This is a genomic window from Corynebacterium guaraldiae, assembly GCF_053480195.1.
This window is the reverse complement of the sequence record NZ_JBRBAU010000002.1, coordinates 149,471-162,438: the sequence shown is the minus strand read 5'-3', so window position 1 is coordinate 162,438 and position 12,968 is coordinate 149,471. Positions and strand designations below refer to the sequence as shown.

15 protein-coding genes are annotated in these 12,968 nt (G+C 59.8%); 4 read left to right on the top strand and 11 right to left on the bottom strand.

Features of this window, described 5'->3' with window-relative positions:
• Positions 1-3: 3 nt before the first annotated feature.
• On the bottom strand, positions 4-276 hold the full coding sequence (rsrA, locus tag ACUY3D_RS02320; protein ID WP_070520186.1) for a mycothiol system anti-sigma-R factor: 273 nt from the start codon (positions 274-276) through the stop codon (positions 4-6).
• Entirely contained in the window at positions 276-881 is a 606-nt protein-coding gene (locus tag ACUY3D_RS02315) for a sigma-70 family RNA polymerase sigma factor (protein ID WP_070532479.1), read from the bottom strand. The genes rsrA and ACUY3D_RS02315 overlap by 1 nt, the downstream gene beginning before the upstream one ends.
• A 37-nt stretch (positions 882-918) precedes the next feature.
• Between ACUY3D_RS02315 and ybaK the strand changes: the two genes are divergently transcribed.
• The gene (gene ybaK / locus ACUY3D_RS02310) at positions 919-1,422 is read left to right on the top strand and encodes a Cys-tRNA(Pro) deacylase (RefSeq protein ID WP_448240264.1); all 504 of its coding nucleotides are present in this window, start codon (positions 919-921) and stop codon (positions 1,420-1,422) included.
• A gap of 1,002 nt (positions 1,423-2,424) precedes the next feature.
• On the opposite strand, the gene ACUY3D_RS02305 is transcribed toward ybaK, so the two are convergent.
• Positions 2,425-3,087: an SOS response-associated peptidase gene (locus tag ACUY3D_RS02305; RefSeq protein WP_070522597.1), complete on the bottom strand. Its 663-nt coding sequence runs from the start codon at positions 3,085-3,087 to the stop codon at positions 2,425-2,427.
• Here ACUY3D_RS02305 and aroA point away from each other — a divergent pair.
• On the top strand, positions 3,086-4,390 hold the full coding sequence (aroA, locus tag ACUY3D_RS02300) for a 3-phosphoshikimate 1-carboxyvinyltransferase (RefSeq protein WP_448240263.1): 1,305 nt from the start codon (positions 3,086-3,088) through the stop codon (positions 4,388-4,390). The genes ACUY3D_RS02305 and aroA overlap by 2 nt on opposite strands.
• Complete coding sequence (rsgA, locus tag ACUY3D_RS02295) at positions 4,383-5,405, top strand: ribosome small subunit-dependent GTPase A (protein ID WP_070597304.1); 1,023 nt, start codon at positions 4,383-4,385, stop codon at positions 5,403-5,405. The genes aroA and rsgA overlap by 8 nt, the downstream gene beginning before the upstream one ends.
• A gap of 69 nt (positions 5,406-5,474) precedes the next feature.
• On the opposite strand, the gene ACUY3D_RS02290 is transcribed toward rsgA, so the two are convergent.
• The 4 genes from ACUY3D_RS02290 to ACUY3D_RS02275 form a co-directional block, all read right to left on the bottom strand.
• Positions 5,475-6,080 (bottom strand): hypothetical protein, encoded by a 606-nt coding sequence (locus ACUY3D_RS02290; RefSeq protein WP_070624430.1) that lies wholly within the window; start codon positions 6,078-6,080, stop codon positions 5,475-5,477.
• 53 nt (positions 6,081-6,133) lie between these two features.
• Positions 6,134-6,475: a hypothetical protein gene (locus ACUY3D_RS02285; protein ID WP_448240262.1), complete on the bottom strand. Its 342-nt coding sequence runs from the start codon at positions 6,473-6,475 to the stop codon at positions 6,134-6,136.
• Positions 6,476-6,560: 85 nt separating this feature from the next.
• Positions 6,561-7,067 (bottom strand): DUF6912 family protein, encoded by a 507-nt coding sequence (locus ACUY3D_RS02280; RefSeq protein ID WP_448240331.1) that lies wholly within the window; start codon positions 7,065-7,067, stop codon positions 6,561-6,563.
• Between the two features lie 12 nt (positions 7,068-7,079).
• Positions 7,080-7,490, bottom strand: coding sequence for an HAD-IA family hydrolase (locus tag ACUY3D_RS02275; RefSeq protein WP_070522579.1), 411 nt, complete (start codon positions 7,488-7,490; stop codon positions 7,080-7,082).
• Between the two features lie 123 nt (positions 7,491-7,613).
• On the opposite strand from ACUY3D_RS02275, the gene ACUY3D_RS02270 reads away from it, so the two are divergent.
• Positions 7,614-8,135: a hypothetical protein gene (locus tag ACUY3D_RS02270; RefSeq protein WP_227486282.1), complete on the top strand. Its 522-nt coding sequence runs from the start codon at positions 7,614-7,616 to the stop codon at positions 8,133-8,135.
• On the opposite strand, the gene ACUY3D_RS02265 is transcribed toward ACUY3D_RS02270, so the two are convergent.
• The 4 genes from ACUY3D_RS02265 to ACUY3D_RS02250 form a co-directional block, all read right to left on the bottom strand.
• Positions 8,132-8,458: a hypothetical protein gene (locus tag ACUY3D_RS02265; protein ID WP_232755616.1), complete on the bottom strand. Its 327-nt coding sequence runs from the start codon at positions 8,456-8,458 to the stop codon at positions 8,132-8,134. The genes ACUY3D_RS02270 and ACUY3D_RS02265 overlap by 4 nt on opposite strands.
• Positions 8,459-8,638: 180 nt before the next feature.
• A complete protein-coding gene (secA, locus tag ACUY3D_RS02260) occupies positions 8,639-11,191 on the bottom strand; it encodes a preprotein translocase subunit SecA (protein WP_144268749.1) in 2,553 nt (850 codons plus the stop codon).
• Positions 11,192-11,466: 275 nt separating this feature from the next.
• On the bottom strand, positions 11,467-12,111 hold the full coding sequence (gene hpf / locus ACUY3D_RS02255; RefSeq protein ID WP_070522571.1) for a ribosome hibernation-promoting factor, HPF/YfiA family: 645 nt from the start codon (positions 12,109-12,111) through the stop codon (positions 11,467-11,469).
• A 171-nt stretch (positions 12,112-12,282) separates the two neighbouring features.
• Positions 12,283-12,963, bottom strand: a complete 681-nt coding sequence (locus ACUY3D_RS02250; RefSeq protein WP_448240261.1) for a ComF family protein — start codon at positions 12,961-12,963, stop codon at positions 12,283-12,285.
• Positions 12,964-12,968 lie beyond the last annotated feature (5 nt).

The following is a 12,968-nucleotide window of genomic DNA, read 5'->3' as shown; positions in this document are numbered from 1 at the left end:
TGCTTATCCCCAGGTAATTTCAGTCCTCGTAATCTGCACGCTAATGCGCTGGCGCAGCGACTGCGGCGCGGCCTGTCCCCCACAGCACTTGCGTACGAGTGCCCGAACTACTTCCTCGCTCTCAAGGCGTTGCTGGCAGGCATCGCACTGCGCAAGATGCTCGCGGATTGCCATAGCTCGCGCGTAGCTCGTCGATTCATCGAATAGTTCCCTAAAGAGCGCTTCAACCTCCGGAGAGTTACACGCACCGCAATTGCGTCCTGTTGCGCGTTCCATTACTTCTCCTCCATCTCTGGGTGGTTGCGACCAATGCCTTTTTCACGTGCTACGTCCTTCAACGCCGCGCGGAGCAGTTTTCTTCCGCGGTGGAGGCGGCTCATCACGGTTCCCAACGGTGTGCCCATCACGTCCGCAATTTCCTTATAGGCCAGACCCACTACATCCGCGTAGTACACCACCATGCGGTAGTCCTCCGGTAGGTCATTCATGGCCTCGGAAATCTCCGAATCCGGCATCTGCTTGAGGGCCTCGACCTCTGCCGATTCCAAGCCCGTGGAGTCATGCCCGGCCGTGGTATACAGCTGAAAATCGCTCAGCTCATCCGCTGAGGATTCCACCGGACGGCGCTTGGCCTTCCGGTAGGAGTTGATGTAGGTATTCGTCATGATGCGATACAGCCAGGCCTTGAGATTCGTCCCCTGTTTGAAGGAATCAAAGTTGCTATAGGCCTTGAGGTAGGTCTCCTGGATGAGATCCTCTGCATCCTGGGGGTTGCGCGTTAGGCGCATCGCTCCGCCATACAGTTGATCCAGCAAGGGCAAGGCTTGCTCCTCAAACAATCGCTGTTTCTGAAGCGTCTCGCTCGTCGTTTCGGTGGCCATGCTCACCATCCTAGCGCTCCGGTCTAGGGTGGATTCTATGGCCAAGAAGACCCCGCACGCCGCTACCCCCGCTCTCAAAATCCTCGAAGAGGCAGGCATAGACCACAGAGTCTCCACCTTCGACGGTGGCCGCGAGCACTTCGGCGACGCAGCCGCGGCGGCGCTCGACGTCGAGCCTGAGCGCATCTTCAAAACCCTCGTCATCGACCTGAGCGCCGGCAAAGGCCCCAAGCGCCAGCTCGCCGTGTGCGTCCTTCCGGTTACCAACCAGCTCAGCCTCAAGAAGGCCGCCGCTGCCTTCGGCGCTTCTAAGGCCACGATGGCCGCGCCTGCCGACGCCTCCAAATCCTCCGGCTACATCCCCGGCGGCATCTCCCCGCTGGGACACAAGCACATCCTCCCGACAGTGGTTGATGAAACGGCGCTGCTTTTCGACACCATCTTTTTCTCCGGTGGCAAGCGGGGACTCGACATCGAGATGAACCCGGAGGATCTCCCCCGTGTGCTCGACCTTTCCTTCGCTGACGTGCTCGCCGCCTAAACCTCACGCGCTAGAACTGTGATGTCTAGTGGCTTTTTGGACGTTTACGGCAGTGAAATAGCCGTACTAGTCAAAAATCTTGACATCACGGGGACGTGCCACCTATAGTCAGAGTCAGAAAGTAAGGACATGGTCCCTTGCTATGACTAAAAAGGGTCTTCTGGACGTATGCGCCAGATGGCTCTTTTTTATTGACTAGGACGCTTATTAAATACCTTTGATACCTGGCTTCGGGACGACACCCACGTTGCAATTTGGTGATCCATCGAATCAATCAATTCAAACGCTCTCCGCGATTCGACAATCACGTTCACATTCAGAAGACTGTCCATGTGAGCGACTTTATTACGCAAATCGTTACAGTGCGATACGTTCCAATACGTAATCGATCCGTCGGGGTCGGTCACATTAGGGAACGCAGACTTAATAGCCTGATTCCATAAAACTTGTCGTCCTACATTCTCGGGTGCAGCGTGATTAGCGTTAGGGTGATGATTCGGTAGTAGCGTACGCCAAAGACCGAAAGTCGTATGGGAAAGCACATCATCATGAGTGATAGCACAACCGTGACGAGGATGAGATGAAGGACGGCAATCTACCGCTGCTTGTGCACACCTAATCGCCGTTGACCTCTTGGAGCCGACAATCGAACGCAAGGGGCGAGGAGGCGGATCAAGTAGCCAGCTTTGAGGACCATTATTACGGGCGTTCCAAGCAAGCAATTCCTTGTCAATTGCGTTTCTCAGAAAGATTTCTGTTAACGCCAAAACATCTTTAACAGCAGACGATAACTCTGCATGCCATCCATATAACGCCAGCGCGCGCTTACAGTTCCCGCCACACTCATCCAAAAACGGTTGCATGCGAGCATCCGACAATCGGTCGACAATATGCCTTCTGTCCATACCAGTATCCAACCACATGTCTGGCAAATTCCACCGGCGTTAGCCGGTCGCCTTACGCCACTATGGACATAACACTCACACGCTAAAACAGGGTGAGCTAGAACAGGGTGGTCGACGGTGTTTCGTCGATAAGCTCTGCGTAGTCGTTGCGCACATTACCCACCGCCGAGTCCGCGGGGCGTGCCTGAAAGCCCCGTACGGTGCTCGGCTCCAGAAGCGCCTCCCCCGCCAGCCAGGGCGCGATTTCCTCCGTGGTCAAAAACTTGGGCAGCCGGTGGTGCAGCCATGCCATCTCCTCCGTGGCGTCCGTGGTCACCATCGTGGCCGACAGTCTATCCATCCCCGTGGCCCATAGCCCCGCCGCCCACAACAGGCCATCAGGGCCGGTGACGTAATAAGGCTGCTTCTTGGATTTCTTATCCTCCCCGGCCTTCCACTCGTAATAGCCGTCCAGAGGGATGACGCAGCGCTGTGCCTTGAAGGCATCGCGGAAGGAGGGTTTCTTCGCCACGGTCTCCGCGCGTCCGTTGAATAGCGGCGGGCCGTCCGGATCTTTCTTCCAGTGCGGAATAAGCCCCCAGCGTGCGGGCTCCACGCGAGCGGTATGCTCCTCGGTTCGGACGATGGCGATGGGCTGGGTTGGGGCGATGTTATACCGCGCCGGTGGCAAGCCTTCCGGCGCGTGGACCTCCGTGATGGACTCCCACGCGCCTACTTCCTCCAGTAGGGACTCGGTGAACAGAACAAATCTTCCGCACATGCCCTTTATTATGGACTACATGTCTGATTTCTGGAGCGCACCCCAACCGTCTGGGCCATTGTCCTGGGCGCAAAACCTCCCCGGGTCAAAATCGATGACCAACCGCGCCCTCATCCTTGCTGCGCTGGCTGACTCCCCGTCTATCGTCTATCACCCGCTGGTCTCCCGCGATACCAACCTGATGAAGGAGGCCTTGCAGGCCATGGGCGTGGGTATCTCCGAACAAGGCTCGCATCTTCATGTGACTCCCGGAAAGCTGCATGGAGCGAAGGTAGATTGCGGCCTAGCCGGCACAATTATGCGCTTTTTACCACCGGTGGCAGCGCTAGCGGATGGCCCCGTTGTCATCGACGGTGACCCTTATGCCCGCAATCGCCCCATGTCCACGATGACCGCGGCTCTGCGTGAGCTGGGCGTGGACATTGTGGGCGACAGCCTGCCGCTGACCATCACCCCCCACGGCGTTCCGGAGGGCGGCGAGGTCACCATCGATGCGTCCGCCTCCTCCCAGTTCGTCTCCGGTCTGCTCCTAGCCGGCGCACACTACCGCAATGGACTGATCGTGCGCCACGAAGGCGGCACAGTGCCCTCCCAGCCACACATCCTGATGACCGTCGGTATGCTGCGCGAAGCCGGTGTCCACGTCGAGGTGGGCGAGGACACCTGGGACGTGCGCCATGGTGAGATTGAAGGCCGCGAGTGGCGCATTGAACCGGATCTTTCCAACGCCACTCCGTTTCTTGCCGCTGCCGCCGTCTCTGGCGGCAGCGTGAGCATTCCGAACTGGCCGGAGGAAACCCACCAGCCGGGTGATGCCTTCCGAGGCATCCTGGAGCAGATGGGCGCGAAGGTCGAGTATGTCCCCCAGGCTCCCGGCGAAGAGTCTTACCTAAAGGTGACCGGCCCGCAGGAAGGCTTGCACAGCCTGCGCGGCATCGACCTCGACATGGGCGATATCGGTGAGCTCACCCCCACCGTGGCTGCGCTGTGTGCTCTGGCCTCAACGCCGTCGACACTGACTGGCATCGCACACCTGCGTGGCCACGAGACGGACCGCCTGGCGGCTCTCGCTGCGGAGATCAACGCCCTTGGTGGCAACGTCACCGAACTTGACGACGGCCTCCGCATCACCCCTGCCCCACTCCACGGCGGGGTATGGCATTCCTATGCGGATCACCGCATGGCGACAGCCGGAGCCATCATTGGTCTGACGGTCGAAGGAGTCGAGGTCGAGGACATCGACACCACGTCCAAGACTCTGCCTGGCTTTGCTGATATGTGGGAGGCCATGATCCGTGGCTAGGCGCGCAAGCAGCTACGACGAATCCGACGTCCGCATCCGGCCCGGAAAGGGGTCGCGACCGCGCACGAAGGACCGCCCGAAGCACAAGGATGCCAAGTTTGGCATGGTCATCACCAAAGACCGCGGGCGCTGGGGTGTCGCGCTTGATAACGACGGCCCCGTGGTTACCGCTATGCGCGCCCGCGAGATGGGCCGCACTCCGGTCGAGGTTGGTGATCGGGTCGGCGTCGTGGGCGATACCTCGGGTAAGAAAGACACCCTCGCACGCATCGTGAAGCTCGAGGAGCGCCGCTCCGTCCTCCGGCGCACCGCAGATGACACCGACCCTTATGAGCGCATCGTGGTAGCAAACGCCGACCGCCTACTCATCGTGAGCGCCGTGGCCGATCCGCCGCCGCGCTCCGGGTTCGTGGAGCGTGCTTTGATCGCTGCCTTTGCCGGAAATATCCAGCCGGTGCTGTGTCTGACGAAGACAGACCTCACTGATCCCACTCCGTTTGCACAGGAGTTTGCGGATCTGGATGTCACCGTGGTGGAGGCTGGCGTCGACGACGGGCTGGAGCACGTCTGTGCGGCCATCGACGGCCACGTCACCGCCCTCATAGGCCACTCGGGCGTGGGAAAGTCCACCCTGGTGAACCGGCTTGTTCCGGATGCCAACCGGGAGACCGGCGAGGTTTCCGCCGTGGGTAAGGGACGGCACACGTCGACGCAGTCGGTGGCGTTGCGTTTGCCCGCTGAAGGAAGCACGCCACACGGCGGCTGGATCATTGATACCCCCGGCATCCGCTCCTTCGGCTTAGCCCACATTGACGCGGAGAACGTCATCGAGGTCTTCGACGATCTTGCCGAAGCCATCGAGGACTGCCCGCGTGGCTGCACGCATGCCGGGCCACCCGCGGACCCCGAATGCGGGCTCGACCTAAGCATCGAAGAAGGCACGGCTTCTGCGCGCCGTCGCGATGCAGTGCGCACCCTGCTGACGTCCCTGCGCACCAATGTTGACTGGGCTTAAGGCCCATAGCGCCTTAAGCCCGAAGCTTCCTAAAGGAAGGGGCTTGCGCGTTCTTAAGGCACCGAGGCTTTAGATCGGGAGCATTGCCGTCAGCTGCGGCGGCAGGACGGTCTTCAGGTAGGGGCCTGCCGCGCGAAGCGCCATGAGGATTACGGCCAAGCCACCGGAAACCCCGAGGATGATAGCGCCGCCCGTGTCAATGTTGGAGGAGGTGTTGCCACCGCCTTCCTGTTCCTTATTGAGCTCTTCTTTCTTCGCACAGGCGTTGAGAGCTTTAACGTAGTCGGGCGCAATCTTGCGGAAGGCCTCCACCACCGCAATGTTGTTCTTGGCGCGCTTGGCGGATTCCTCACCACCGAGTTCAGCGTCTACCTCATAGCCAGCTAGGGCACGGTAGAGCTCTTCCGACTGATTCTCCACGTCACGTGCACGCTTTTCGGCGTCCTTGGGAAGAATCTTAAGGCCATCCTTCAGCAGGCTGCTATCGACATCGTTGTCCTTCGACTCCGCATTCTTAAGATCGCTCGCCTCCTCCTCGCTCAAGGTAATGGTGCACTTTTCATCCTTGATGGAAGTGGTCACGGCTCCGGCCGTGGGGGCAACGGCACCGCTGGCTAGGACAGCAACAGACACAGTAGAGACGGCAACTACCCGGCGAAGACGAGAGGAAGACATGCTGAGGGGACCTTTCGATCAGGCTGACTATTACCCCTGCAGGCTATCAGCATTTAGCCCAGCTTGGGCAGGTAATCACCGAACTCCTTGTACGCGGCCAGACCGATGCTCACGATGCCGAAAAGGATGGCGATAATAACGCCTGCCGGCCCCTGCGAAGAGCCCTCAAGAATTCGCAGCCACGGAGTCTTAGGCATCACGGCCATGTCGGGGTCCGGATTGCTGGGGTCCGGTTTGTTGTTAGCAGTTCCTTGAAGAGAGCTCCCCTGCGCGGTCTGGTTAGTCTGCACTGTCGGCGCTACTGCTTCCTCAGCTCCGGCAGCTGGCACTGAGACGAGAGATGCGGTGCTCAGGGCCGCAGCGGTGACAAGGCTAGCTAAGCGAGTTGCCTTCATGGTGGTGCTCCTTTTCTGGCGACGACAATAAAGGCTCAGATTAGCACCATGCATGAACCCACGGCGATGAAAGCCCAGAAAATACTTAGAGAAGCTCCACGAGGATAGGCAGTTCAGTCGGGTCATAGAAGGCCATGAAATTATCCAGGGCATCACCGACGGCGAGCTCAGCATCTTCGTCACCAAGGTCGGCGTTATCGATGGCGTCGATAGCCTTGGCAGTAGTGGCTTCGGACTCTTCGATGTCCACGTGGATGGCCTGAAGATTGTCCTTCGTGATGGTCGCGGGCTCCAGCGCCACGACCGGTTCCCCCATGTCCGGCTTCGGGGTCACCACGGACTCGTCCACGTCGACGGAAATGACGACTCGGCGGTGCGGAAACTTCTCCTCATCACCGATAGCCAAGAGCCTCAGCGAAGCCATAGATGCTTCGAGGAACGCGGAGTATTCGATCTCTTCCTCGTCACCCTCGGTGTAGAACTCGCGCAGCGCGGGGGTTAGCGCAAAACCCCAACCGCTGCGGGCAGCAAGCTGGCCGGTTTCCTCGAGCTCAGCCAGCATAGAAAAGGTTGCCGGCAGGAAGACGCGCACATCCTTCGACACTTAGAACTCACCTTCAATGTCGAAGACTGCCTGAACCTCTACGCTCGTGCGGTCGAAGACGGTGTAGAGCATGCCGACCATGCCGTTTTCCACCGCCGCACGCACGTTAACGATGGAGTCATCCACCATGACGCAGTCATTAATCGGCAGATCAATGGCATCCGCTGCGGCTTGGAAAGCAGCGCGCTCCGGCTTCTCAGCGCCGACCTCACCAGAAAGCACAACGGCATCAACGATGCCGCGGTATTCCCACTCACGAATGTGCTCAGCGCCCGGGCCGCCCGGATCGTTGGAAAGGATTGCGGTGGCAACTCCGTTTGATTTCGCGGCGGCGAACAGATCCCGCCAGCGCTTGACGTCTTCTTCGGTGCCGTCAAGAACGCCTACAAAATCGACGATGAGTCCACGCATATTATCTACCCTTCGCATTGAACTGTGTTTATCGTCCGAAAGTATAGCGAACATACCGCCTGCCCGCTCTCACCGGCTTATGCACTGCAGTGCTCTAGCCGCATATAGGCCTACCGTGGCACAATGAACGTGCGTCCACCTTCCTTCACCGCGCCCGCCCCGAACCTAGCCTTCGTGCACTCCTCCGCCCCGCTTATCGCGGAAGAGGACGCGATCCCCATGTACACCCCCATCCCTGGCATGAGCCATTTGCAGCTGTATGTCGCCCCACAGCGTATCCGCTACGAGCGTCAACCTACTGCGGGTGACCTCGCTACGCGGAAAGAGATCCACGGGCTTGTAGTCATAGTTCTAGAAGTTGCCGCCGCGCTGCGGCCTTTAAGCCACCTCAACAACCCACGTTTTGCACCGGAAATTGCAAACCATGTCCGCGCTTGGCGGAAGGCCCAGGCGTCCTCGGAGTGGCGCGGAGGGATGGCGCTGCGTAGCTTGCATGCGCGCTCGAATGGCGAGTTCTTCGGCTCAGTGCTGATGGGATCGACGCGACGCGCCTTTACCGGCGCCGCCGTTGGACGGCACCTGAGTTCCTTCCGGTTGCTTTCAGTCGGCATGCATCCCCACGGCAACGGGGAGCCGGAAGTTTAGAAAAGCGACCCCAGCTTGATCAAGATTGGCGTCCAGTCGATGCCCGCGAATGCAGCGGAAGCACTCACCAAAGCCAAACTGATACCGCCGAACATCGTGGCCCCCACTACCGGTGATTTCTTGGTGGTTTCTTCCACACTTTCCGGCGTGGCCACTGCGCCACACTCGGTGGGGACAATGTCCTGGGAGCTGAGTACCGTGTCCTTGGCGGATACATCTCCCTGCGAGCTCAAGACGGAAGAGAGCTGGCACTGTTCTTCGGGAGCAAGCTCCACAGCAGATGCAGCCGCGCCGCCACCCAGCAGGGTGGCAGATGCGAACACGGATAGACCTACTCGCACAGACAAGCGGCGCATACTCACTCAACCTCCGAAGAATAATAATTACTAATTTGCCAGTATATACCTAAGTGCCTCCAATAAAAAAGACGCCGCGGGGAGTACTTCCCACACGGCGTCTCGGAAGTGCCTCAGCGCTCAATAACGCTGTGGCGTTGGCATTTACTAGGCTTCCGCCTCGTCCGCGGCATTCGCCTCTTCCTGCGCCTTGAACTGCTTACGCAACATAAACAGCTGGCGCACAGTTTCTTCCTTCACAGCTTCGTTCATGGCGTTGAACATGTCGCCGCCCTCCTTCTGGTATTCCACCAGAGGATCACGTTGTGCCATTGCACGCAGGCCAATGCCCTCCTTGAGGTAGTCCATCTCATAGAGGTGCTCACGCCACTTCTGATCAATGATCGGCAAGATGATCATGCGCTCTGCATTGCGCATCTGGCTCTCGCCGCCGATGGCGCTGACGGACTCTTCAAGTTTGTCGTACTCGGAGTTGGCATCAGCCACCAGTGCATCGCGCAGCTGCTCAGCGGAGATTTCGCCGGCGGAGCCGTACTCGGTACCGTCGACAAGCTCCTCATGCGTCTTGGTCGGCCCATACAGGGACTCCAAGGCATTCCACAACTCGTCCAGGTTCCAGTCCTCCACATAGCCGGTGGCCGTAGCACCCGCCACGTAGGCAGACACGGTGTCGTCGATCATCTCGCGGATGTTGTCCTTGATGTCGCTGGCCTCAAGGATGTCGTGGCGGGTAGCGTAAACCACCTTGCGCTGTTCGTTCAGCACCTCGTCGTACTTGAGCACGTTCTTACGCATCTCAAAGTTCTGGTTCTCGACCTGCGCCTGTGCGCCCTTAATAGAGTTGGACACCATCTTGGCCTCAATTGGCACGTCATCCGGCACGTTGAGGCGGTTCATCATGTTCTCCATGGACTGGCCCACGAAGCGCACCATGAGCTCATCACGCATGGACAGGTAGAAGCGGGTCTCGCCCGGGTCACCCTGGCGTCCGGTACGGCCGCGCAGCTGGTTATCAATACGACGCGACTCGTGACGCTCGGTGCCCAGCACGTACAGTCCGCCGGCCTCGCGGACCTGGTCACCCAGCTTCTTGGAGTGTTCCTTTTCGCGATCGATTTCGGCGTCCCAGGCCTCCTGGTACTTCTCTTCATCTTCGAAGGGATCGAGGCCGCGATCGCGCAGCTTTTCATCCAGGATGACCTCGGGGTTACCGCCGAGCACGATATCGGTACCACGGCCAGCCATGTTGGTGGCTACGGTAACGGTGCCGGGGCGACCGGCACGGGCGACGATCTGACCCTCTTCCTCGTGGTGCTTGGCGTTAAGCACCGAGTGCTTGATCCCGCGCTTGCTCAACAACTGGGAGAGGTATTCGGAGCGCTCCACCGAGGTTGTACCCACCAGCACCGGCTGGCCTTCGGCGACGTGTTCCTCAATGTCATCAACCACCGCGGCGAACTTCGCCTCTTGGGTCTTGTAGATACGGTCGGAGTGGTCGATACGTTGGTTCGGCTTGTTCGTCGGAATCGGAACCACATCCAGACCATAGATGGAGTGCAGCTCGGCTGCCTCGGTCTCTGCGGTACCGGTCATGCCGGAAATCTTCTCGTACAGGCGGAAGTAGTTCTGGAGCGTAACGGTGGCCAGAGTCTGGTTCTCGTTCTTAATCTCCACATCTTCCTTAGCCTCAATGGCCTGGTGCATGCCCTCGTTATAGCGACGGCCAGCAAGCACGCGACCGGTGAAGCTATCCACGATGAGAACCTCGCCGTTGCGGACGATGTAGTCCTTATCACGGGTGAAAAGCTCCTTGGCCTTCAGGGCGTTGTTGAGGTAGGACACCAGCTGGGAATGCTCTGGGGCGTAGAGGTTCTCAATGCCCAGCTGGTCCTCAACGAATTCCACGCCTTCCTCCAGCACACCGATGGTGCGCTTCTTGTGGTCCACCTCGTAGTGGATGCCTTCGCGCATCTTCGGCGCCAGCTGGGAGAAGACGCCGTAGAACTGGGAGGAGCCGTCAACCGGACCGGAAATGATGAGCGGGGTACGGGCCTCATCGATAAGGATGGAGTCAACCTCATCCACGATGCAGAAATTATGGCCGCGCTGGACCGTGTCATTGAGCGAGCGGACCATGTTGTCGCGGAGGTAGTCAAAGCCCAGCTCGTTGTTGGTGCCGTACGTAATATCGCACGCATATGCTTCCTTGCGATCCGCAGGGCGCATCTCAGAAAGGATGACGCCCACGGTAAGGCCCAGCCAGCGGTGGACACGGCCCATCATCTCGGCGTCACGCTTGGCCAGGTAATCGTTGACCGTCACGATGTGCACGCCCTTGCCCTCCAGCGCATTGAGGTAGGCCGGCAGCAAGGAGGTCAGGGTCTTGCCCTCACCGGTGCGCATCTCGGCGACGTTGCCGAAGTGCAGGGCTGCACCGCCCATGATCTGCACCTTGTAGTGCTTCTGGTCGAGCACTCGCCAGGCTGCCTCACGCACGGTGGCAAAGGCTTCGAGAAGAATGTCATTCATCTTCTCGCCGTCCGCCAGGCGCTTCTTAAACTCGTCGGTCTTAGCCTTTAGCTCATCATCCGACAGCGCCGCGAATTTATCTTCTAGGGCAATAACATCATCTGCAATTTTAGCCAGGCGCTTGACGGTGCGTCCCTCACCGGCACGGAGCAGCTTGGAAAGTCCAAACACGTCTAGATAATCCTTCTTGTCGCGACAAATAAGTTAACTCGTCGCCATTGTACTCACTAGCTTTTCTGTAATGATTCGCCACCCAACCCAAAGTGCGAATCCGGCCACTGCCCCGCGCCCCTCTTGCGGCCGCCTCCTCCCCACGCAAAGCTCAGCAGACAGGGATTAATGGATGTTAATAGAGACTTAAGAAAGCTCCCTGCCCCGCTGCGCGCGTGCGCTGCGGGGCAGGGAGCCTGTGGGTTGGGGCGCTAAGGCCCTTGGAGGCTTAGGCCTTAAGCATCAGCATCCGTCAGGGAGATGAGACCGTAGTCGAATGCGTGGCGGCGGTAGACCACGGAAGGCTTGTTGTTCTCTTCGTTGATGAAGAGGTAGAAGTCGTGGCCAACCAGCTCCATCTCACTGAGTGCATCATCAACAGACATCGGGGTGGCGGGGTGCTCCTTGAAGCGCACAACCTGGCCCGGGCGAACATCCTCGACGGTCTCTGCGTAGGGGTCGATGTAGCGCTCTTCCTTGGCCGGCTTGGCTGCTTCAGCCTCGGCGACCAGCTCAGCGGCAATCTCACCAGTACCCTTCTGCGCGCGGTGGCCGGACTTCACGTTCTCGCGACGTACCTTGACCTTGCGCAGGGAGCGCTCCATCTTGCCCAGGGCGGTTTCGAGCGCGGCGTAGAAGGAATCTTCCTTAGCCTCGGCGCGTGCGATGTGGCCCTTACCAGTGGCGGTGATCTGCAGGCGCTCAGCCTCGGACTCGCGGCGCGGGTTCGGCTCGTGCTGCAGCTCCACGTGGAAGAACGTCAGGGTCGGATCAAGACGCTCGATCTTGGCCAACTTTTCAGTGACGCGGTCCTGGAAGTGCTCCGGAACCTCCACGTTGCGGCCGGTGATGGTGACCTGAGCGTTGGTCTGCTGGGACATGAAATGCCTCCCTATTCTCGTGGGGACTGAATGACTGCACATTCTGCGGACGCTCACAGCCCTGTGATGAGGGGCTTGATGCCCGCTTCCCTGTGACACCCCTCATGCTACCACTGGTCATAACCAACCCGGTCAGTGGCCCCCTCTGCGCATGCTTGGCGACGCCCCTCCTTACGCATCTGCCAGCACAATCGCGCCGGCCACGTCACCCCCGATGGCCCACACGCGAGCGGCGCTGGCGCGAAGAGTTGCGCCGGTCGTGATGACGTCGTCGACAAGCAGCACACTGCGTCCCTCCAGCTCGCGCGCACAAGGCCGCAAGAGCACTGCCCTGCGCATATTGTCGGCGCGTTCCACCGCGCCGAGCTGCGACTGGTCCGCACTACCTTCGGCCGTGCTCAAGGCATTGAACACGTCCCAGCCCGGAAGCCGGGCGGACGCCGCCTGGCACAGCGCAGCGACGGGATCACCACCGCGCTGGCGGGCCGACGACGCGCGTGTGGGCGCCGGCACGAGCAGCGCGGTCTCCGGAATATCACCGCGTGCGCGCAGGTACTCGATGCCGGCAGCCAACACCGCACCGAGGTGAGCTCGCACCGCCTGGTGCCCGCGTTCCTTCATAGCGATGATGACCCCACGGCGAATATCGGAATAGGGGCCAAGGGCCCAGGCCGGAAAACCTAGGGGCTGCGGGCGTTCCACGCGACGTGGCACCTGTCGAAGGTGTTCCTGGCAGGCCGTGCACAGCACCCCGCCTGCAGTGGTCTCACCGCCACACCCCGCGCACGGGCGCGGCAGGAACAGTTCCAGAAGTGCGGCGGCGGCCTCCCCTATCCCCCGGTTTTTCGGCATGCGCC

What these genes read in the sequence shown, in the direction of transcription:
- rsrA (WP_070520186.1), bottom strand. Translation starts at nt 276, where the DNA reads ATGGAACGCGCAACAGGACGCAATTGCGGTGCGTGTAACTCTCCGGAG.
- ACUY3D_RS02315 (WP_070532479.1), bottom strand. Translation starts at nt 881, where the DNA reads ATGGCCACCGAAACGACGAGCGAGACGCTTCAGAAACAGCGATTGTTT.
- ybaK (WP_448240264.1), top strand. Translation starts at nt 919, where the DNA reads ATGGCCAAGAAGACCCCGCACGCCGCTACCCCCGCTCTCAAAATCCTC.
- aroA (WP_448240263.1), top strand. Translation starts at nt 3,086, where the DNA reads ATGCCCTTTATTATGGACTACATGTCTGATTTCTGGAGCGCACCCCAA.
- ACUY3D_RS02305 (WP_070522597.1), bottom strand. Translation starts at nt 3,087, where the DNA reads ATGTGCGGAAGATTTGTTCTGTTCACCGAGTCCCTACTGGAGGAAGTA.
- ACUY3D_RS02290 (WP_070624430.1), bottom strand. Translation starts at nt 6,080, where the DNA reads ATGTCTTCCTCTCGTCTTCGCCGGGTAGTTGCCGTCTCTACTGTGTCT.
- ACUY3D_RS02285 (WP_448240262.1), bottom strand. Translation starts at nt 6,475, where the DNA reads ATGAAGGCAACTCGCTTAGCTAGCCTTGTCACCGCTGCGGCCCTGAGC.
- ACUY3D_RS02275 (WP_070522579.1), bottom strand. Translation starts at nt 7,490, where the DNA reads ATGCGTGGACTCATCGTCGATTTTGTAGGCGTTCTTGACGGCACCGAA.
- ACUY3D_RS02270 (WP_227486282.1), top strand. Translation starts at nt 7,614, where the DNA reads ATGAACGTGCGTCCACCTTCCTTCACCGCGCCCGCCCCGAACCTAGCC.
- hpf (WP_070522571.1), bottom strand. Translation starts at nt 12,111, where the DNA reads ATGTCCCAGCAGACCAACGCTCAGGTCACCATCACCGGCCGCAACGTG.
- ACUY3D_RS02250 (WP_448240261.1), bottom strand. Translation starts at nt 12,963, where the DNA reads ATGCCGAAAAACCGGGGGATAGGGGAGGCCGCCGCCGCACTTCTGGAA.